13 protein-coding genes are annotated in these 19,925 nt (G+C 65.8%); 7 read left to right on the top strand and 6 right to left on the bottom strand.

Annotation, left to right across the window (positions count from 1 at the left end):
• Positions 1-49: 49 nt before the first annotated feature.
• The 3 genes from AC1DX5_RS22620 to AC1DX5_RS22610 are packed head-to-tail and all read right to left on the bottom strand — an operon-like array spanning position 50 to position 4,055.
• Positions 50-1,390, bottom strand: coding sequence for a cytochrome c (locus AC1DX5_RS22620; RefSeq protein ID WP_478017470.1), 1,341 nt, complete (start codon positions 1,388-1,390; stop codon positions 50-52).
• Entirely contained in the window at positions 1,387-3,558 is a 2,172-nt protein-coding gene (locus tag AC1DX5_RS22615) for a xanthine dehydrogenase family protein molybdopterin-binding subunit (protein WP_478017469.1), read from the bottom strand. Before AC1DX5_RS22615 ends, AC1DX5_RS22620 begins: the two co-directional genes overlap by 4 nt.
• 44 nt (positions 3,559-3,602) lie before the next feature.
• On the bottom strand, positions 3,603-4,055 hold the full coding sequence (locus AC1DX5_RS22610; protein WP_465169708.1) for a (2Fe-2S)-binding protein: 453 nt from the start codon (positions 4,053-4,055) through the stop codon (positions 3,603-3,605).
• A gap of 272 nt (positions 4,056-4,327) precedes the next feature.
• Between AC1DX5_RS22610 and AC1DX5_RS22605 the strand changes: the two genes are divergently transcribed.
• The gene (locus tag AC1DX5_RS22605; RefSeq protein ID WP_478017468.1) at positions 4,328-7,675 is read left to right on the top strand and encodes a glycosyltransferase; all 3,348 of its coding nucleotides are present in this window, start codon (positions 4,328-4,330) and stop codon (positions 7,673-7,675) included.
• Between the two features lie 298 nt (positions 7,676-7,973).
• Here the strand turns inward: AC1DX5_RS22605 and AC1DX5_RS22600 are convergent, their stop codons facing one another.
• Positions 7,974-9,296, bottom strand: coding sequence for an alginate export family protein (locus AC1DX5_RS22600; RefSeq protein WP_478017467.1), 1,323 nt, complete (start codon positions 9,294-9,296; stop codon positions 7,974-7,976).
• A 91-nt stretch (positions 9,297-9,387) separates the two neighbouring features.
• On the opposite strand from AC1DX5_RS22600, the gene modA reads away from it, so the two are divergent.
• The 4 genes from modA to AC1DX5_RS22580 all read left to right on the top strand — a co-directional run bounded on the left by modA (position 9,388) and on the right by AC1DX5_RS22580 (position 12,067).
• Positions 9,388-10,149: a molybdate ABC transporter substrate-binding protein gene (gene modA / locus AC1DX5_RS22595; protein WP_478017466.1), complete on the top strand. Its 762-nt coding sequence runs from the start codon at positions 9,388-9,390 to the stop codon at positions 10,147-10,149.
• Positions 10,150-10,269: 120 nt separating this feature from the next.
• The gene (gene modB, locus AC1DX5_RS22590) at positions 10,270-10,959 is read left to right on the top strand and encodes a molybdate ABC transporter permease subunit (RefSeq protein ID WP_478017465.1); all 690 of its coding nucleotides are present in this window, start codon (positions 10,270-10,272) and stop codon (positions 10,957-10,959) included.
• Positions 10,949-11,551: an ATP-binding cassette domain-containing protein gene (locus AC1DX5_RS22585; RefSeq protein WP_465174121.1), complete on the top strand. Its 603-nt coding sequence runs from the start codon at positions 10,949-10,951 to the stop codon at positions 11,549-11,551. Before modB ends, AC1DX5_RS22585 begins: the two co-directional genes overlap by 11 nt.
• Before the next feature lie 243 nt (positions 11,552-11,794).
• Complete coding sequence (locus AC1DX5_RS22580) at positions 11,795-12,067, top strand: hypothetical protein (RefSeq protein WP_465169702.1); 273 nt, start codon at positions 11,795-11,797, stop codon at positions 12,065-12,067.
• Between the two features lie 185 nt (positions 12,068-12,252).
• Here the strand turns inward: AC1DX5_RS22580 and AC1DX5_RS22575 are convergent, their stop codons facing one another.
• Both AC1DX5_RS22575 and AC1DX5_RS22570 read right to left on the bottom strand, forming a co-directional pair.
• Positions 12,253-14,520, bottom strand: coding sequence for a TonB-dependent receptor (locus AC1DX5_RS22575; protein WP_465169701.1), 2,268 nt, complete (start codon positions 14,518-14,520; stop codon positions 12,253-12,255).
• A gap of 137 nt (positions 14,521-14,657) precedes the next feature.
• Positions 14,658-15,776, bottom strand: a complete 1,119-nt coding sequence (locus AC1DX5_RS22570; protein ID WP_465169700.1) for a nucleoside hydrolase — start codon at positions 15,774-15,776, stop codon at positions 14,658-14,660.
• Between the two features lie 290 nt (positions 15,777-16,066).
• Between AC1DX5_RS22570 and AC1DX5_RS22565 the strand changes: the two genes are divergently transcribed.
• Positions 16,067-18,493 (top strand): TonB-dependent receptor, encoded by a 2,427-nt coding sequence (locus AC1DX5_RS22565; protein WP_478017464.1) that lies wholly within the window; start codon positions 16,067-16,069, stop codon positions 18,491-18,493.
• Between the two features lie 16 nt (positions 18,494-18,509).
• Positions 18,510-19,751 carry a parallel beta-helix domain-containing protein gene (locus AC1DX5_RS22560; RefSeq protein ID WP_478017463.1) on the top strand — a complete coding sequence of 414 codons (1,242 nt, stop codon included), beginning with the start codon at positions 18,510-18,512 and terminating at the stop codon, positions 19,749-19,751.
• Positions 19,752-19,925 lie beyond the last annotated feature (174 nt).

The raw sequence follows: 19,925 nt of genomic DNA, 5'->3' as shown, positions 1-19,925 counted from the left end.
TATGAGGAGTGCTGAGCACGATTTCCAATGGAGGGCGAGAAGTTCCCGGTCAGCTCGCCTTGCGCAACGCCGCGACCTGTTTCGGCGTCACGCTGGACGGCTTCGATCCGAAGCGGGCGGTGACGTAGTTCGCCACGGCGGCGATCTCCGCGTCGCTATAGGCATGACCAAAGGCCGGCATGACCATGTCGCCCTGCGCCGTGTGCCGCCGCGCGCCGAGGATCACCACCTGCGCGACATTGGTCGCCTCCGGATCATTGACCGCGCGCGATCCGTTGAGCGTGGCGAGGCCGGTCAGCGCGCCAATGCCGTTCCAGGCATGGCAGCCGATGCACGCGCCCTCGAAGATCTTCTTGCCGAGCGGCGCGGCGTCGTCCGCGGCGGCCAGACGGTGGCCGACCGGCGCGGGGCCGGGGGCCGGGCGAGGCTGGTCGGACGTCGAGACGGCGGGGACGCTGCGCAGATAGGTGACCATCGCCGCGATGTCCGACGGCGTCAGGTAGCGCAGGCTGAGGTCGACCGCTTCGCCCATCGGGCCGGTGGCGGTGCCGCGGCCGGGCGCATGGCCTTGCGAGAGATATTGGGCGAGCTCGCCATCGCCCCAGTCGCCGACGCCGGTTGCCTTGTCGGCGGTGATGTTGAACGCGCGCCAGCCGGCGGTCACCGCGCCGGCATATTTGCGGCGATTGTCGAGCGCCTGCATCAGGTTGCGCGGCGTGTGGCACTCGCCGCAATGCGCCAGCGCTTCGCTGAGATAGGCGCCGCGATTCCACTCGGGGCTGCGGTCGGTGTTCGGCTCGAAACGGCGGTTCGGATTGAACAGGCCGCCCCAGACCGACATCAGCCAGCGCTGGTTGAACGGGAAGGAAAAGGTGAGCATCGGTCGCTCGAAGCGCGCCGGGGGCAGGGTGGCGAGATAGGCGCGGATCGCCAGGGCATCCGCATCCGTCATCCAGGTATAGGCGCTGTACGGCATCGCCGGGTAGAGATGGCCCTTCGGCCCCTTGCCTTCGCGCAATGCGGCGAGGAACTGCGCATCCGTCCAGCCGCCGATGCCGGTTGCCCTGTCTGGGGTGATGTTGGGCGACCAGATCGTGCCGAAGGGCAGCTTGAACGGCAGGCCGCCCGCAAAGGGTACGCCGCCCTTGGCGGTGTGGCAGGCCTGGCAATCCGCGGCGAGCGTCAGATATTTGCCCCGCGCGACCGGATCGGCCGAGCCGAAGCCGGCGGGTACGCCAGTGACGTTGGGGCCGCGATATTCCGCCAGCGACACGCGGTGCCCGCCGGCGAAATCCATCGCGCCCGGCCCGAAGGCGATCCAGGCCAGGGCTCCGGCACCGGCGACGACGATGGCGGCGATGACGCTTTCGATGATGCGACGGCGGCTCATGCTTCCTTCCTCCCGGCCAGCACATCGCGGTCGATCGGCAGGCGGCGCAGCCGCTTGCCGGTCGCAGCGAAGATCGCGTTGGCGAGCGGTGCCATCGAAATCGAGGTGCCGGCTTCGCCGATGCCGCCCGGCGCTTCGCCGCTGCGCATGATGTGCACTTCGATCGGCGGCGTCTCGTTCATGCGGAGCATGCGGTAGTCGTGGAAATTGCTCTGCTGCACCCGGCCCTTCTCGATCGTGATCTCGCCGTGGAGCGCCGCGGTCATGCCGAAGATGATGCCGCCCTGGAGCTGCGCGATGATCGTGTCGGGGTTCACCGCGATACCGGTGTCGACGACGCAGACCACACGGCGCAACGTGACCTCGCCGTCTTCGGACACGCCGACCTCGGTGACGGTGGCGATCCAGCTGGCAAAGGCGGGCTGCACCGCGACGCCCCGGCCGACGCGCGGGGGCAGCGGACTGCCCCAGCCCGATTTCCGCGCGGCGACGCGGAGCGCCGCCTGGAGCCGGGGCGCCTTGCCCAGCATGTTCAGGCGGAACTGCACCGGGTCGATACCCGCCTTGTGCGCCAGCTCGTCGATGAAGCTTTCGATGACGAAGACATTGTGCGCCGGGCCGACGCCGCGCCAGAAGCCGGTCGGCACGGCGGGTGGCTCCTCGCGCACGAAATCGACCCGGAAATTGGGGATGTCGTACGGCATGTCCTGTGCGCAATCGACCGCGTCGAAATCCTGGCCGTTGACGAAGGCGGGCGGCAGCCAGCGCGCCAGCACCGACGATCCGGTGATGACATGATGCCAGGCGCTGATCTTGCCGTCCTCGAGCGTCGCGCTGAAGCGGTCGTGCCAGGACGGGCGATAGACGTCGTGCTGGATATCCTCCTCGCGGCTCCACACGACCTTCACCGGCGCGTCGACCTGTTGCGCGATGCGCACGGCCTTTTCGACCTGGTCGACCTCGAGCCGCCGGCCGAAGCCGCCGCCGAGCAGATGATTGTGCACGATGACCTTGTCGAGCGGCAGGCCGGTGACCTTGGCGGCGACTGCCTGGGCGCGGCTCATCACCTGGATGCCGGTCCAGATCTCGCACCCACCGGGCGTGATGTGCACGGTGCAGTTCATCGGCTCCATCGGCGCATGGGCGAGGAACGGCACGTCATAGGTGGCCTGGATCGGATCCTTGCCGAGTGCCTTGGCGACGTCGCCGATATTCTTGGCGTTGACGCCGGGGCGCTGGCTGGCCTTGACCAGATTGGCGCGGATCTGGGCGGTGTCGACGCCGGCGTTGCTCCCCTCGTTCCAGGTGATGTTGAGCGCGGCGAGACCCTGAAGTGCTGCCCACATATGATCGCCGACCACCGCGACCAGATCGTCCAGCACGACAACCTGCCGGAAGCCGGGCACCAGCTTCGCGGCGCTGTCGTCGACATGGCCGACCTTGCCGCCGAATACGGGGGAATGGGCGAGGGTCGCGAACTTCACGCCCGGGGGCATGGCGTCGATGCCGTATTTGGCCTGGCCGTTGACCTTTTCCGGCGTGTCGAGCCGGCGGAGCGGCTTGCCGATCAGGCGGAAATCCTTCGGGTCCTTGATCTGCGGTTCGGCCGGCGGCTTCAGCCCCGCCGCACGGCCGGTGAGCGCGCCATAGCCGATGCGGCGACCGGTCGCGTCATGGATCACTTCGCTCGCTTCGGTGCGGCAGCTCGCGGGATCGACCTTCCAGCCGGCAGCGGCGGCCTGGATCAGGATCGCGCGGGTGCCCGCGGCGGCCTTGCGCAGGGGCAGCCAGAAAGCGCGGATCGAGTTGGAATTGCCCGTCGCCTGCAGCCCGAACACGGGATTGGCGTAGAGCGCGTCGCTCGGCGGGGCATGCTCATAGGCGACGCGGCGCCAGTCGGCATCGAGCTCCTCGGCGAGGATCATCGAGATCGAGGTGTAGGTACCCTGGCCCATCTCGACCTGCGGCATGACCAGGGTGACCTTGCCGGCCGGATCGATGCGGATGAAGGCGTTGGGCGCGAAACCCGGCGTCGCCGCCTCCGCCGCCATGATGCCCGGCGCGACGAAGCCGATGAGCAGTCCACCGCCCACCGCTGCGCCGACCTGGAGCAGGCTGCGGCGGGAGAGTGTGGGGCCAGTCGGCGAAGGATCGGTCAGGACGGACATTGGCAAGGACCTTGAAGAAGCGGGAACGCGAAGGTCGGCTGATGTCAGGGCGTCGCCGCTGCCTTGATCGCCTGGCGGATGCGGACATAGGTGCCGCAGCGGCAGATATTGCCCGACATGGCGGCGTCGATATCGGCATCGTCGGGCGCGGGCGTGCCGGCGAGCAGCGCGGTCGCCGCCATGATCTGGCCCGACTGGCAATAGCCGCACTGAATGACTTCATGGTCGAGCCAGGCGCGCTGAATGCGGGCGCCGGCGGGCGTCTCGCCGATCGCCTCGATCGTGGTGACCGCACGAGTGCCGAGGGTCCCGACGGGAAGTTGGCAGGAGCGAAGCGGTGCGCCATCGACATGCACCGTGCAGGCGCCGCACTGCGCGATGCCGCAACCGAACTTGGTGCCGGTCAGGCCGAGCAGATCGCGCAACACCCAGAGCAGGGGCATGTCCGCGGGGGCATCCACCTCATGCGCGGCGCCGTTGACAGTCAGCTTGAGCATGATGCCCCCCTTGTCCCCGGTCATAACCGGCCATGGTTGCCACCCGCGATACGCCGGGGCGACACGTTCCAACCTCACGCTACGCCTGCGTTCCGGGCCGCGTCCATCATACCATTGGATGGGTGTGGAAAATAGCGCATGCTGCGTCCCCTGGTGCCAAAGCTTTGCATGATGGCGCCTGGATGACAGATTTGTCATGTAATCGAGCGGGCAATGCCATCCCGTGAATGAAATAGGCGACATCCGATACTGACGATTGCACCGGGAACCCCATGAACCTCACGCCGATCTTCTATGACGCTTCCGGCCGCCGACGGCGGCGCTTCGCGTTTGCGGTCGGGGCGTTTGTTGCACTGGTCCTGCTGTCCTTCGCTGCATTGGCGCTGTCGATCGGTGCGGTGCCAAGGGCGCCGCTGCTTCCAGTCGATGCCGAACATCCCGCGCTGACTCGCTTGCCGCCGCCGCACGAGCCGCTGCTCAAGCGGGCACGGCACGGCCTGACGCATTATGCCCGGCTGCTGACCGGCCGCCCGGCGCGCGGCGTGCGCGAGAATGCGCCGATCGCGATCGGCTTCCACGTACCCTGGGACGAATCGAGCGCCGCGTCGCTGCGCCGGCATATCGAGGACCTCGACTGGCTGATTCCCGGCTGGGTCTCAGTGACGGGCGCCGACCACCGCATCACCGTGTTCCGCGACCAGGCGGGGCGGGCGATCCTCAATCGCGCGCCGCACCGGCCGCTGCTGCTGCCGATGATCCAGAATGCTCTCCAGGGCAATTGGGACGGCAAGGGCATGGCGGCGCTGCTCGACAGTCCGATGCAGCGCCGGGCCTTGCTCGACAAGCTCGAACCCTGGCTGGCGGCCAACCAGGCGGGCGGCGCCTTTTTCGATTTCGAGGAGCTGCCGCCCAGCGCGCAGCCCGATTACCGCGCGTTCCTGCGCGAAGCGAAGGCGCGGTTCGGGCGGCATGGCTGGATCGTCGCGATCGCGGTGCCGGTCGGCGAGGATTCGGGCTGGGATGTCAAATCCTATGCCGCGATCGTCGATCGGGTGTTCCTGATGGCCTATGACGAGCATGAGCTGGGCGGCGAGGCCGGGCCGATCGCGTCGCAGGCCTGGTTCGAACAGGCGGTCGAGCGCGCGTCGCGCGGCGTGGCGCCGTCCAAGCTGGTCGTGGCGATCGGCAATTACGGCTATGACTGGCACGGCAAGGGCGGCGATCCGCTGGCGATCGACGAAGGCTGGCAGGCAGCGCGGGAATCGAGCGCCATGCCGGTGTTCGACAAGGCGAGCGGCAATAGCGGCTTCGCTTATGAAGAAGGCACCGAACGGCATGTCGTGTGGATGCTCGACGCGGCATCGGCCTATAACCAGATGCGCTTCCTGTCGCGTGCCGGGATCGGCGCGGTGGCGGTGTGGCGGCTCGGCTCCGAGGATCCGGGCCTGTGGTCGATCTTCGGTCGCACGCACCGCACCTTGCCGGCGCCATCCGCGATCAACGCGATCCCGGCGGGCACCGATGTCGATATCGAGGGCAGCGGCGAGATCTTGAAGATCGCCGGCGTGCCGGTGGAAGGCGTGCGGCACGCGGTCGCGGCCAAGGACGGATCGCTGGCATCAGTCGACTTCGTCCGGCTGCCATCGCCCTATGTCGTGGCGCGGACCGGATACAAGCCGGGCGAGGTGGCGCTGACCTTCGACGACGGGCCCGACCCGGAATGGACGCCGCGCATCCTCGACATATTGAAGCGCGAGCATGTGCCCGCGACCTTCTTCATCATCGGCGAGAATGCGCTGACCGAGCGGCCCTTGCTCGAGCGGATGGTGCGCGAAGGGCATGAGGTGGGCAGCCACACTTACACCCATCCCAATCTCGCCGGCGCGACCGACAGCGAGACGGCGTTCCAGCTCAACACTACGCAGCGGCTGTTCCAGGCCTTTACAGGGCGATCGCTGCGGCTGTTCCGCGCGCCCTATTTCGGGGACGCCGAGCCGACCACGGCCGACGAAATCGAGCCGGCGCTGCAGGCGCAGAACCGGGGCTATACCTCGGTCGGCCTGCACGTCGATCCGGGCGACTGGAAGCGGCCGGGCGTGCAGACGATCATCGACGAGACGATCAAGGGCGTCGAGGCGTCCAATGTCGAGCGGAGCGGCAATATCGTGCTGCTGCACGATGCGGGCGGCAACCGCGCGCAGACGGTCGCGGCGCTGCCGGTGATCATCGAGACGCTGCGCGCCAAGGGATACCGGTTCGTGCCCGTCTCGACCCTCGCGGGGATCCCACGCGACGTGGCGATGCCGGTGATTTCCGAAAGCGACCGGGTCGCTGCGGAGACCGATCTGTTCATCTTCGGCGCGATCGGCGCGACGATCACGGCGCTGGGCTGGATTTTCCTGTTCGCCATCTCGATCGGCATCGCGCGGGCGATCACGCTGTCGGCGCTGGCGCTGATCCAGGCGCGGCGCGAGGGGCGGACGATCTTCCCGACGATCGACCCCAACCGCTTCGTCACGGTGATGATCCCGGCGTTCAACGAGGAAACCGTGATCGTGCGCGCGGTGCACGGCGTGCTGGCGAGCGTCGATGTGCGGATCGAAGTGATCGTGATCGACGACGGCTCCAGCGACCGCACCAGCGCCGTGGTGACCGAGGCGTTCGCGCAGGAACCGCGCGTGCGGCTGCTGACCCTGCAGAATGGCGGCAAGGCGCGGGCACTGAACGAGGGGCTGAAGCTGGCGACGGGCGAGATCGTCATTGCGCTCGATGCCGATACGCAGTTCGAGCCGCAGACGATCGCGCGGCTGGCGCGCTGGTTCGTCGATCCGGCGCTCGGCGCGGTGGCGGGCAATGCCAAGGTCGGCAACCGGGTGAACCTGGTCACGAAGTGGCAAGCGCTCGAATATATCACAGCGCAGAATCTGGAACGGCGTGCGCTGGCCCGGCTGGATGCGATGACCGTCGTGCCCGGCGCCGTCGGCGCGTGGCGGTTGTCGGCGATTCAGAGCGTCGGCGGCTATCCCGACGATACGCTGGCCGAAGACCAGGACCTGACCATCGCGATCCAGCGGGCCGGCTGGAAGGTGACCTACGATCAATATGCCGTCGCCTGGACCGAGAGCCCGGAGAGCTTCGCCGGGCTGGCGAAACAACGCTTCCGCTGGGCCTATGGCACGTTGCAATGCCTGTGGAAGCATCGCGCAGTGATGGCGCATGGCAAGCCGAAGGGGCTGGCGCGGGTCGGCCTGCCCCAGGCGATCGTGTTCCAGATCGTGCTGGCCGCGATCTCGCCGATCATCGATCTCGCGCTGATCCTCAGCTTCGTCATGACCTGGATCTCGGTCGAGGCGCATGGCTGGGCGCAGACTCAGCATGATGTCGAGAAGATGCTGGTCTACTGGCTGGTGTTCACCGCGATCGACATGCTCGCGGCGGTGATCGCCTTCGCGCTGGAGCGGCGGGAGAAATGGAGCCTGTTGTGGCTGCTGATCCCGCAGCGCATCGGCTACCGGCAGGTAATGTATTATGTGGTGCTGAAGGCGATCGCCCAGGCGCTGCGCGGCCCGCGGGTCGGATGGGGCAAGCTGGCGCGGACGGGTCGAGTGACGGCGAACTGACCTGTTCGTTGCGTGTCCGTTCCAATTCACTTTTTTCTTCCGCTGCTATGTTGGATTTCAGCGGTATTTTTCGCGTTCGATGCCAATGGCTTGAGGCAGGTTTTCCTGTTACTGAATAACAGCGGAAAAACATGCTCCAATCGCGCAGTTTTACCGCTGATCCGCAGCAAAAATGCCCCTCTTATTCAACCGACAATGAGAAGGAGCGGCGCGGCGCACCGAAGGCGTCGCGGGGCGCATACCCAGCATTGTTCGTGCTGATGTTGAATCGAACGGATCAGATTTGACGCTCGCCGCCCTAGAAGAAGACGGTCGCGTCCATGAAGCCATAGCGGGTGTTGCCCGTCTGCGGCGCGTTGGGCGCGTCTTTCATGAAGCGGCCCTTGAACAGGATCGCGCCGCCGGCGCCGAGCTGCAGCCGGTCGGGGATCAGCCAGTAGCGCACCCGCGTGTCGAGATGCGTGCCGACATAATGGCCGGCCGCACCGGAAGGGTCGCGCACGCCCGAATTGCCGAAACTGTCGGTCGCGGTGGCGAGCCAGATCGGGCGCAGGTTGAGATGCAGGTCGAGCCGCGCGCTCGGCTTCGCCTCGATCCGTGCCGAGACGGTCGCAATGTTCGAGCGGATGATCAGCGAATAGAGGCCGGACGGGGTGAATTCATAGGCCGGGTCGCCGATCAGCCCATCGAAGCGGCTGAAGCTGCCGCCGGGCTTGTCGCCGGTCATGTAGTCGGCGTTGAACGACAGGCGCGGCGACCAGGCAGCCTTGAAGCTCCAGCCCAAAGCGCCGTGGAACATCCAGGCCGAGACGCGGTGATTGACCAGGTCGCCGGCGGCGGCGCTAAGTCGGGTGGTGCCGGTCTGCCATGCACCTTCCATGTCGTAGTCGACCCTATTCGCCTTCGGTGCGCGCGACAGGCGGATGCCCGAGGTCAGCAGGCGGCGATTGCGCGTGGCGAAGCCGGGCGCGTCGGTCTCGACGAAGCGATAGCTGTAGAGCTCGGCCGTGCCGCCCATCACGCCGGCCTTGGTGCCGATCGCACCGAACAGCTGGCGCTCGATCCGTTCCTCGTCCAGTTCGAAGCGGTTGCTGTGCACGCCGGCCGAATCCTCCGGCACGCGGGTTTGCGGCATCGTCCAGAAGCCGGTCAGCTTGTCGCCCGCCTTGTCCTTCCAGTCGAACCGCGCGCCAGTGAAGCTGTTGAAGTCGTTGCGGTTGATCGGCCGCGCGACGAGCCGCCGCGAGCCGAGGTCCATGGTGAAACGCCCGGCCTGCATGCTGATGCCGGAACCGAGATCGGCCGCGACATAGGCCTGGATCGGTTCGAGTGCGTCGACTTCGTTGGCGCTGATCGAGCTGTGCTTGCGTTCGAAATAGACGCGCGAGTCGAGGATCTCGAGGCCGAACCTGATGGGCCCCCTCGTGTAGGTGGCGGAGATGTCGGTGCGGAACAGCAGCGCGGCGTCATCGGCGGGAAGCCCGGCGCGGTACTGGCCGTCGATCACTTCGGCACGCGCCCGGACGCTGGCTTCGATCGCGACCTTGCCATCCTCGGCAAACGCCGCCGAAGCACTGCCCAGCGCCATCATGGCCGCCAGGCAGCCGATCCTCTTCCTCACAGGCTCCCCCCAGCCAATGGTTTCGGCCGTGCGCTAGGCTATAGAAGGGTAAATCGCCAGAGAAATTGTATACAATGACGGGACGCGTTGGATGAAACAGCTGGTTCGGATGTTCGTGGCGTTGCTGGTGCTGACGGCCGGGCCGGTATGCGCGGCCCCGGCCCGCGCGCCTTTGGTCCTGGCGGCTGCCTCGTTGCAGGAATCGATGACGGCGGCGGCTGACGCCTGGGCGCGCAAGGGGCATCCGAAACCGGTGATCTCGTTTGCCGCTTCCTCGGCGCTGGCGCGGCAGGTCGAGGCGGGGGCGGCGGCCGACCTGTTCGTGTCGGCCGATGAGGAATGGATGGACGCGCTGGCGGCGAAGGGGTTGATCGTGCCGGCGACGCGGCGCGATTTTCTCGGCAACCGGCTGGTGATCGTGGCGCCGGCCGGGAGCCGGGTGACGATCCCGCTCGCACCGGGGCCATTGGCGCGCGTGCTCGGCGCGGGGCCGCTGGCGATGGCGGATACGGAGAGCGTGCCGGCGGGGAAATATGGCAAGGCGGCGCTGACGAGGCTCGGCGTGTGGGACGCGGTCAGCGCGAAGGTGGTGCGGGCGGAGAATGTGCGGGCGGCGCTGGCGCTGGTCGAACGCGGCGCGGCGCCGCTGGGGATCGTCTATGCGACCGATGCCAGGGCGTCGGCAAAGGTGCGGATCGCGGGCGTGTTCCCGACATCGTCTCACCCGCCGATCGCCTATCCGATCGCGCGGTTGAAGGCGTCGGCCAATGCGGAAGGGGAGGCGTTCCGGCGGTTCCTCGTGTCGCGCGAGGGCAAGGCGATTTTCGTGCGCTTCGGTTTTTCGGCGCGATGAAGCGCGTCCGTCATGCCGGACTTGTTCCGGCATCCATGTCACAACAGGCGGCAGCGTTCGTGGATCGATGGACCCCGGAACAAGTCCGGGGTGACGCAGTGGGTGGGGGAGCGCGCACCGATGCTCAGCCCTGACGAATGGACCATCGTGCTGCTGTCGCTGAAGGTCGGGGCAGTGGCGATAGTAGTGACCTTGCCGATCGCCTTCGCGTTTGCCTGGGTGCTGGCGCGGTGGCGCTTTCCGGGAAAGGTGCTGCTCGATGCGGTGATCCATTTGCCGCTGGTCGTGCCGCCGGTGGTGACCGGCTGGCTGTTGCTGATCGCCTTTGCGCCTGCGGGGCCGATCGGCAGCTGGCTGATGGACTGGTTCGGCGTCTCGGTGCTGTTTCGCTGGACCGGTGCCGCGATTGCCGCGGGGGTGATGGCGCTGCCGCTGATGGTGCGCGCGATGCGCCTGTCGATCGAGGCGGTCGACCGGCGGCTCGAGGGCGCGGCGCGGACCCTTGGGGCGGGGCCGGGCAGGGTGTTCCGTACCATCACCCTGCCGCTCAGCGTGCCCGGTATCCTGGCCGGTGCCGTGCTCGGCTTCGCGCGGTCGATCGGCGAGTTCGGGGCGACCATCACGTTCGTCTCCAACGTGCCGGGCCAGACCCAGACCCTGCCGCTCGCCATCTATTCGGCGCTTCAGCAGCCCGGTGGCGAAGCGATGGTATGGCGACTGTCGGCGATCTCGGTCGCGCTGTCGCTGGCCGCGCTGATCGCATCGGAATTGCTGGCGCGCCGGGCGGGGAGGGGGCTGCATGTCCTTTGACGTCTCGCTGACGAAGCGGCTCGGCGACACCGAGATCTCCGCCGAATTCGCCGCAGGCGAGGGGGCGACCGTGTTGTTCGGGCCCTCGGGCGTGGGCAAGACGAGCGTGCTCAACATGATCGCGGGGCTGCTCGTGCCCGATGCCGGACATGTCCGCGTCGATGGCGAAACGCTGTTCGATGGTGCCGCCGGGATCGACCTGCCGCCGGAGCGCCGGCGCGGCGGCTATGTGTTTCAGGAACCGCGGCTGTTTCCGCATCTCAAGGTACGGGCCAACCTGCTGTACGGGGCGCCGGGCGGAACGGCGATCGGCGACACCCTGGCGTTCCTTGGCATCGACGCCCTGCTCGATCGCTGGCCCCGCAGCCTGTCCGGCGGCGAGGCACGACGGGTGGCGATCGGCCGGGCATTGCTGAGCGCCCCGCGTTTCCTGCTGCTCGACGAGCCGCTCTCGTCGCTCGACCGGCCACGGCGCGAGGAAGTGATGCGGACGATCGAGCATATTCGGGACGGGATGAAGATACCGATCCTGATGGTGACTCACGACCCGGAAGAGGCCGAGCGGATCGGCACCCGGATCGTCCGGCTGTAGCGCCGTCCGATAGCGGACAGCGACTGTCCGCCACCGATCATTCCTGTCCGAATCCTGAATGGGAAGGCGCGCCCATGATTGGTGAAAATAGCCAATCTCTTGCAATTGCTGGTTCGTATCGTACCATTAAATCAAGCTAAGTCATTGATTATACGTAACGGTACCTGTTTGGCATGGGTAATGCAGTAGTACAGGTGCGGGTAGCAAATCCCGCCTGTGTTACCGCCAAGGAGGACCCCTGAGATGACCCGTTCGACCCTGACCCGCCCCGCTTTCGCCATTGCCGCCTTCGCGATGCTCGCCACCGCCGCCGTCCCTTCGATGGCAAGCGCGCGCGGCAATGCCAACACCAACGGCAACGCCCAGCCGACGACGACCGAGCAGGCGCCCAAGAAGATCTGCCTCTCGCCGACCGTGACCGGCGACCCCTCGGTGACTGGTTCGATCCTCGCCAAGCGTTCCTGCCGCACCAAGGCGGAATGGGAAGCCAAGGGCGTCATCTTCCAGTCGAAGTAAGCGCTCCGGTCCGCAAGGGCTGAGCCAAACCAAGAGCCGCCGCCCGGTCGACCGGACGGCGGCTCTTTCGTGTTTGTAGCGATGGCGGCGCTCGCCGCGATCCTGGTGTCCTGAATCTGAAGCTCGTTCCCTTACAAACCTGACGGAATTCAAATACCTATCGAGCGAACTTCAGTTCCACGCCACTAGAAGCTGAACTTCACCTCGCCGCCGATGATGCGGGGCTCGTTGATCATGCCGGTCAGGTTGTTGAAGTCGATCGCGCTGATGCTGCGGATCTGGTTGGTGATGTTGCGGGCGAAGGCGCCCACTTCGAACCCGCTGTCCGTCTTGTAGGCGATCTTCAGGCCGCCTTCGAGCAGCGCGCGGCCGCGGAACTCGACCGCTTCGTAGAGGAAGTAGTTGATGGTGCTGCGATACGCCCAGTCGGTATAGACATAGACCTCGCCATTGCCGACCGGCACGCCGTAGCGCGCGGTGACGTTGGCGACCCAGCGCGGGGCCTGGGGCAGGTCGTTGCCGTCGATCTTCGCCAGGCCGCCGACGATCGGATCGATCATCGTGCAGAGCGAGCCGCACGGCCCGACGCCGATCGAGGGATCCCGGATCTCGGTGAAATTATAGCTGCCACTGGCAGTCAGGCTCAGCTCGGGCACGGGCCGCGCCTCGAATTCCGCCTCGACGCCGTAGCCGATCGCGTGATCGGCATTGAGCAGCCGTGCCGAATTGGTGCCGCCGCCCACCGCAGTGAGCTGCAGGTCGTTGGTGCGCGACCAATAGGCATCCAGCGCGAAGCGCACCGCGTTGTTGAGCAGCGCACCCTTGATGCCGCCCTCGCCGGAGATCGTGGTCTGTTTCTTCGCGCTCGTCTGCTTGCTGCCGAAGGTCACGCGATCCTGGATGGCCGGCCCCTGATAGCCCGTCGCCACCCGCGCATAGAGACTGACGTCCGGGTCGATGGCGTAGGTCGCGCTCAGATCCCAGGTGAAGGCGCCGTCCTTGACCGCGAGGCGCGACGGCAAGACGGTGCCGAACAGGTTGGGCGAATAGCCCGAGATACGATCATCGCGCTTGTCGTGCGAATAGCGGCCGCCGGCGCGCAGGGTCAGCGCGTCGGTCGCCTTGTATTCGACCGAGGCGAAGATGCCGTAATTCTCGTTGGTGTTGTTGTGGAAGATGTCCTGGTTGTTGTCCGCCGTGCGCGATCCGGTCGCGGCCGCATAATTATATTCGTGGTAGCGCAGCTTCTGGTGGAAATAATAGACGCCGCCCTGAGCGCTGAAGCCGCCGAAATTCTCCGTCGCGAAGCGCAGTTCCTGGCTGAATTCCTCCGGCCGGGTGACGCCGCCCGTGTTGGACGGGAACAGCGCATTGTTCAGGCCCAGCGCGGGGAAGACATAATTATTGCCGCCGTCGATGTCGCCGGTGCTCTCGACCTTGGCCTTTTCGAACGCCGTGACCGAGTAGAGCGTGCCGACGCCGTCGAAATGATAATCGAGATGGAGGTTGGTGCCCCATTGGCTCATCGACTGGCTGGTATAGCCGTCGAGCGCGACCTTGCTCTTGTCGAAACCGGGCGAGAAATCATTGCTGCCCTGCTTGAACAGGCCGGCGCGGAAGATGCGCGGCGTGCCCTCGAGATCGCGCACGTGGAGATTGACCAGCGCGTTGAAATCCCCGCTCGAATAGCCGAGCAGGAAGCGTGCCGCGGCATCGCGATAGCCTTCGAGCTTCTTGTCGGCGACACCGGTGGTCGAGGTGTTTGTCACCCAGTCGTCGCGCCGCTGGAGCAGGCCGGCGGCGCGGAACGAGAAGCCCCCGCCGAGCGGGCCGCCAACCGCTGCCTCCGCGTTGACCGTGTTATAGGTCGCCCAGGAAGCGCTGGCATAGCCGGAGAAAACGTCGCCTGGCTTGGTCGATTCAAGCTTCACGACGCCGGCCGGCGTGTTGCGACCGAACAGCGTGCCCTGCGGACCGCGCAGCACCTGGACGTTCGCCAGATCGAACACCGGGAAGGATTTGAGCATCGGGCTTTCCAGCGCGACGTCGTCATAGACGACCGACACCGGTTGCGCCGCGTTGGGATCGAAATCGGTGTTGCCGAGGCCACGGATATAGAAGCGCGGGAAAGTGCGGCCGAACGAGGATTCGATCTGAAGGCTGGGCGTGCGGGACGACAGGAAGCGGACGTCCTGGCCGCCGGAATTGAGCACATCGAGCTTCTCCCCGCTGATCGCGGTGACGGCGACCGGCACGTCCTTGCTCGATTCAGCGCGGCGGGTCGCGGTGACGACGATGTCGGGCACGCCCTGCGTATCGGCCGCCTGGGCCGGTTCGTCAGCGGGAGGCGCCGTTTCGGCAAAGGCGGGTGCGGCCAGGGCCATGGCGAGAAGCGAGGCGCCCGCCGCGAGCGAGCGGACGGAAGCGTTGACGCGAGAGGCGTTGGAAAACATCGATATCCCCTATTTTATGGGGCACCCGCTCCCTGCGATCCCGCGAGTCCCGGAATTCACGCGAAATCGTAACATGGCTGCAATGGTCATCAAGGGGAGCTGCGACCGATCCGGCACTTCTTGGCCGGGGCGTTGCTTCAATGTCGCAGTGGCCGCCGGTACAGGGCGCGCATCGCCGCCTCCATCGCGGTCCTGTCCACCGACAGGACGACCTTCTGGGCCTGCTCGCCGAGATGCGGGCGATAGGCATCGGTCCACGACAGGGTGTCGCCATAGCTCGCCCCCTGGCCGGTGTCGAAATCGACATAGAGCGTATCGGCGCGCGTCACGATCTCCGGGTTGAGCCAGACCATCGCGGCGATCTCGTCCCACATCGGATAACCGGGTTCGAGCCCGGTCTGGAGAATGTCGGTGAGCGGCGTCTTCGCGTCCTTCAGGCTGGTCAGGAAGTCCCGCGTCCATTGCGTGCCGGTGGAGGGATCGACCGGGACCATGGTGATCTTCGGCCAGGGCGCGTGGGCGACGATGCGCGCGGCCTCCGGATCCCAGCGGATGTTGAATTCGCGGCGCGGCGTGTTGACGAACTCGCGGGCGAACTGCTCGGCTGAGGGGCCGGTGAGTACCTGATGGGGCAGCAAGCTGCCGCCCATATAGACCAGCTCCTTCACATTGGCGGCGAAGCCTGGGTCGAGGCTCTGCGCGATCGCGATGTTGGTCATCGGGCCGGTCGCGAACAGGGTGATCTGGTGCGGATGGGCACGGACCATGCGGACGAGGAAAGCGGCGGCGATCTCGGAAGAGGCCCTGGTGGTCGGGTTGCCGATCGGCAGCGCCGGCACGACCTCGGGCGAGGCATTGCCCGGATGGCTCTGCACCGTGTCGCCGGGCCAGTAATCGGTCCAGGGGCCCTTGAAGACGAGGCGGCCGTACAATCCCTCCCAGCGTTTCGTCGCTTCCTGGGTGTTGAGCAGCGGATAGGTCGCGCCCGGGACGATGGGGATGTCGGTGCGGTGGAGGATCTCCAGCGTGCGCAACCCATAAGCGGTCGCCGTGTCGCGCCACACCGAGCCGCTGGTGGTGGTGATGCCGAGTACGTCGACGTCAGGCGCCTGGAGCAGGAGGGTGGGCACGCCGTTCAGGCCGATCAGGTCGTCGTCGATCAGGACGAGGCGTTTCGCCGGGGCGGGCTGGGCAAGAGCCGGGGCGGCTGGAAGCAGGGCGAGGGCGGCAAGGCAGAGAGTGAGAAGGCGGCGCACGGCAAGGCCCCTGATGCGAGAGTGGCGATGTCTCTCCCGGTCCGGCGCCTGTCGCGCTTCTGGCATCAAGCATCGCCGGACACGCGTGCGACGTCAACGCGGTGCGGTGGATCGGGCGTTTTCGGAACTTCGGTATGGTGAGCCAGCGACGCCGCAATCGGTCGGCCATATCCAGATCCTGTAAATTAGTGTTGATTATCAGTTAGATAGTTCAAACTGAAAAAACGATAGCGTTCGCTACAAAGTAGCGATAGCTTCCGAGTCGTTATCGCGTTCGGGGAGAGCAGTTGATGACGGCATTGCGCAAGACGGCGTTGCTGGTGGGCGTGGCTGCAATCTGGGCAGTGCCCGCGGCCGCTCAGGTCACGCCGGAAAATCCCACGCCCCCTGCCCAGGCGGAAGGCCCGCAGGTCGAGGACATCGTCGTCACCGCGCAGCGCCGCGAGCAATCGCTGCAAAAAGTCCCGATCAGCGTCACCGCGTTCAGCGCGGCGACCATCGCCTCGCTCAGTGCTGAATCGATCGGCGATCTCGACAGCTTCACGCCCGGCCTCTCGATCAACGACACCTCGGTGACTCAGCCGAGCTTCGCGATCCGCGGCGTGCAGACCGACGATTTCGGCATCGGCACCGAGCCGTCGGTCGGCATCTTCGTCGACGGCATCTATTCGGGGCGATCGGGATCGTCGCTGATCTTCTTCAACGACATCCAGCGCGTCGAGGTGCTGAAGGGGCCGCAGGGCACCTTGTTCGGGCGCAACACCTCGGGCGGTGCGATCTCGATCATCACCAACAAGCCGAGCGACAAGCGCGAGCTGGTCGGCACGATCCAGGTCGGCAATTACAACAAGGTGCGCGCCGACGCGACGGTCAACATCCCGCTGACCGACACACTCTTTCTGCGGCTCAACGGCGTGTCCAATTATCGCAAGGGCTATCTGACCGATGCGCTGACGGGCGAGAAGCGCGAGGGCGAGAACAACAAGTCAGGACGCGCCGCGCTGCGCTGGGCACCGACCAGCGACACCGATTTCGTGCTGACGTATGATCATGACGACACCAACAAGGATGGGCCGTTCGCGATCGGGATCAGCAAGAATGCGCTGAGCACTGATCCCGCGGGCCCCTATGCGAACGATGTGATCGGCGACAAGGAAACCCGAGTCCTGAACGCCGTGTCGTTCACGGCGACACATCATGCCGGGCCGTTGACCTTCACCAGCATCAGTTCGTTCAAGCATTTCGAGACGCACAACCGCGAGGACGAGGACGGCACGGCCGACCCGACGCGTTATTTCGACACCGAGAATATCGAGAAGAACAGCAGCCTCTATCAGGAATTCCGCGTCGGTTTCGACAATGACCGGCTGAGCGCGATCGCCGGCGTGAGCTATTTCCACGAGCGCGGGCGGCAGACCAGTGCGGCGACGCTGCTGACGGATTCGCTCGATCGGCTCCTCGACGGCGCGGCCGGCTTCCCGGTCTTTTCGCTGCTGAATTTCTATGGCGGCCTGCCGGTGTTCGGGCTGCAATATCGCGAGGACATGAACAACCGGGCGGCGAACGATTCCTATGCCGCGTTCGGCGACGCGACCTACAAGGTCACCGACCGGCTGAGCCTGACCGCCGGTATCCGCTATACGCACGACCTGAAGAAATTCACCTGGTCCAACGGCACCTTCATCGCCCCGGGCCTCGACGCGATCTCTGCACCCGGATCGCTCTACAATGCGATCATCGGCGTCGACGCGTTCCCGGACGTGCCTATCAGCGTGTCCGATTTCTATCGCGCGACCGTTGGCCCCAATGGCGTGATCTTCGATGTGGGGGCGCTGGAGGGCGTGCCGTTCACGCGCCGCGCCGCGTTCAGCGACGTCAGCCCACGCTTCGTGGTGCAATATGATCTGAACGACGACGTGCATCTCTATGCGTCCGCGTCGCGCGGCTACAAGGCGGGCGGCTTCAACTCGACCGAGATCAATTCCTTCTTCGAGCCGGAAAAAGTGTGGAATTTCGAAGGGGGCTTCAAATCGGAGCTGTTCGATCGGCGGGTGCGGTTCAACCTGTCGGGCTATTATTTCAAGTACAAGAACCGCCAGTCGATCAGCCTGGAGCCGAACACCAACCCCAATTGCCTGCTGACGCCGATTCCGGCCGGAACGGTTTGCCTGCCGCAATATGTGACGCGGTCGGGCGATTCAGAGGCCTATGGCGTGGACCTGGAGACTCAGTTCGTTCTGTCACGGGATCTCCGCATCGGCGTGACGGCGGGCGCGATCAATTCGAAATGGGTGACGCGGATCGAGCAGGGCGTCGACATTTCCGGCCAGCCGACCGGCGAGCCGGCATTCCGGGGCATCGTCAGTGCGCATTACGACCATGACATAGGCCATGGATCGATCTTCGCCGATGCAAGCTACAGCTATACCTCGCACCAGCGGCTGAACGACGCGCAGCGGGCGATCGACGCCACGATCGCCCCGTTCGTCGACTGGTCGAAGCTCGGCGCGCTGCGCTCGTCGCGCGATATCGTCAACGCGAAGATCGGCTGGCGTTCGCCCGACGATCATGTCTCGGTCGCGGTCTATGCCGAGAACCTGCTCGACAAGCGCTATTACCGCACGCTCAATACGATTTCGGCGGATATATTCCAGACGCCCTATGTCCGTGCCGACCGGCCCGGCTTCTACGGGGTCGAACTTGGCTTCAAGTTCTAGAAAATAGGGAGAGGGAATGATGGCGAACAGGATCGCGTTTCTCGGCTGCGTCGCGGCGCTGGCTTTGGTTGGCGGCTGCAGCGGCGGGCCAAAGACGGATGCGCAGGGGTTCGTGATCGATCCCGATTTCGAGAAGAACCTGCAGCAGAAGCTGCTCGATGCGAAGCCCGGTGCGGTGATCGAGATTCCGGCGGGCAAATATGCGTTGAGCCGCAGCCTGAGCCTGACCGCCAATGGCGTGACGGTGAAGGGGGCGGGCATGGACAAGACGATCCTGTCCTTCGCCAAGCAGACCTCGGGCGCCGAGGGCATGCTCGTCACCGGTGACGACTTCACCATCCAGGACCTCGCCTTCGAGGATTCGAAGGGCGACGCGCTGAAGGTCAATGGCGTGAAGAACACCGTGATCCGCCGCGTGCGCGCGGAATGGACCGGGGGCGGCAAGACATCGAACGGCGCCTATGGCCTCTATCCCGTGCAGGTGACCAATGTGCTGATCGAGGGCGCGGTGGTGAAGGGCGCGTCCGATGCCGGCATCTATGTCGGCCAGTCGAATAACATCATCGTCCGCGACAACCGCGCCGAAGGCAATGTGGCCGGCATCGAGATCGAGAATTCGAACAACGCCGATGTCTATGGCAACACCGCGACGGGCAATACCGGCGGCATCCTGGTGTTCAACATGCCGAACCTGCCGGTGCCGGGCAGCAAGACGCGCGTCTACAGGAACAATGTCGTGGCCAACAACCACGCCAATTTCGGCGCGAAGGGCAGCGCGGTCAGCTCGGTGCCGCCGGGATCGGGCGTGATCGTCAATTCGAACGACGAGGTCGAGATCTTCGACAATGACGTGAAGGACAACAAGACCGCCAACGTCATCATCTCGAGCTATTATTCGACCGGCTTCGACACGACGCGGGGCATCGCCGCGGCCTATGATCCCTTCCCGGAGAATATCTATGTCGCGGGCAACCGCTTCTCCGGCGGCGGCGACGATCCCAGTGGCCGTTTCACGCCGATGAAGGCGCTGGGCGGCGGCAGGCTGCCGGACGTGCTGTGGGACGGCTTCGTCAATCCCAAGCTGAAGACGCCCGGGATCTGCGTGCAGAATGGCGAGGCGAAGCTGCTCAACGTCGACGGCCCGGGCAAGTTCGCCAAGCCGCGGATCGAGACCAATGTGGATTGTGCGCCTGCCAGCCGCCTGCCCGAGATCAAGCTGCCCGAAGCGATGACGAAGGACAGCGGCAAGCCATCGTGATCGGCCTGACATGACCTTGCGTTTCCTCGCCGTCCTGCTTGCGGCGCTGTTGCTGAATGCGTGCGGCGGGCGGCCCGATGCGGTGACTTTCCACGCCGAGGGCAATCCGGAAAAACTGTCCGACTGGGGGCTGTTTACCGTGGCGGGCGGGCGCATCGCCGCCCGTCCTGGCAT

The sequence above is a fragment of the Sphingomonas sp. P2_B6 genome (assembly GCF_056404755.1).
The sequence above is the reverse complement of the archived record's forward strand: the minus strand, read 5'-3'. Positions and strand labels throughout refer to the sequence as shown.

Coding starts and splice junctions, on each gene's coding strand:
- AC1DX5_RS22620 (WP_478017470.1), bottom strand. CDS start 1,390: ATGAGCCGCCGTCGCATCATCGAAAGCGTCATCGCCGCCATCGTCGTC.
- AC1DX5_RS22615 (WP_478017469.1), bottom strand. CDS start 3,558: ATGTCCGTCCTGACCGATCCTTCGCCGACTGGCCCCACACTCTCCCGC.
- AC1DX5_RS22610 (WP_465169708.1), bottom strand. CDS start 4,055: ATGCTCAAGCTGACTGTCAACGGCGCCGCGCATGAGGTGGATGCCCCC.
- AC1DX5_RS22605 (WP_478017468.1), top strand. CDS start 4,328: ATGAACCTCACGCCGATCTTCTATGACGCTTCCGGCCGCCGACGGCGG.
- modA (WP_478017466.1), top strand. CDS start 9,388: ATGAAACAGCTGGTTCGGATGTTCGTGGCGTTGCTGGTGCTGACGGCC.
- modB (WP_478017465.1), top strand. CDS start 10,270: ATGCTCAGCCCTGACGAATGGACCATCGTGCTGCTGTCGCTGAAGGTC.
- AC1DX5_RS22585 (WP_465174121.1), top strand. CDS start 10,949: ATGTCCTTTGACGTCTCGCTGACGAAGCGGCTCGGCGACACCGAGATC.
- AC1DX5_RS22580 (WP_465169702.1), top strand. CDS start 11,795: ATGACCCGTTCGACCCTGACCCGCCCCGCTTTCGCCATTGCCGCCTTC.
- AC1DX5_RS22575 (WP_465169701.1), bottom strand. CDS start 14,520: ATGTTTTCCAACGCCTCTCGCGTCAACGCTTCCGTCCGCTCGCTCGCG.
- AC1DX5_RS22565 (WP_478017464.1), top strand. CDS start 16,067: ATGACGGCATTGCGCAAGACGGCGTTGCTGGTGGGCGTGGCTGCAATC.
- AC1DX5_RS22560 (WP_478017463.1), top strand. CDS start 18,510: ATGATGGCGAACAGGATCGCGTTTCTCGGCTGCGTCGCGGCGCTGGCT.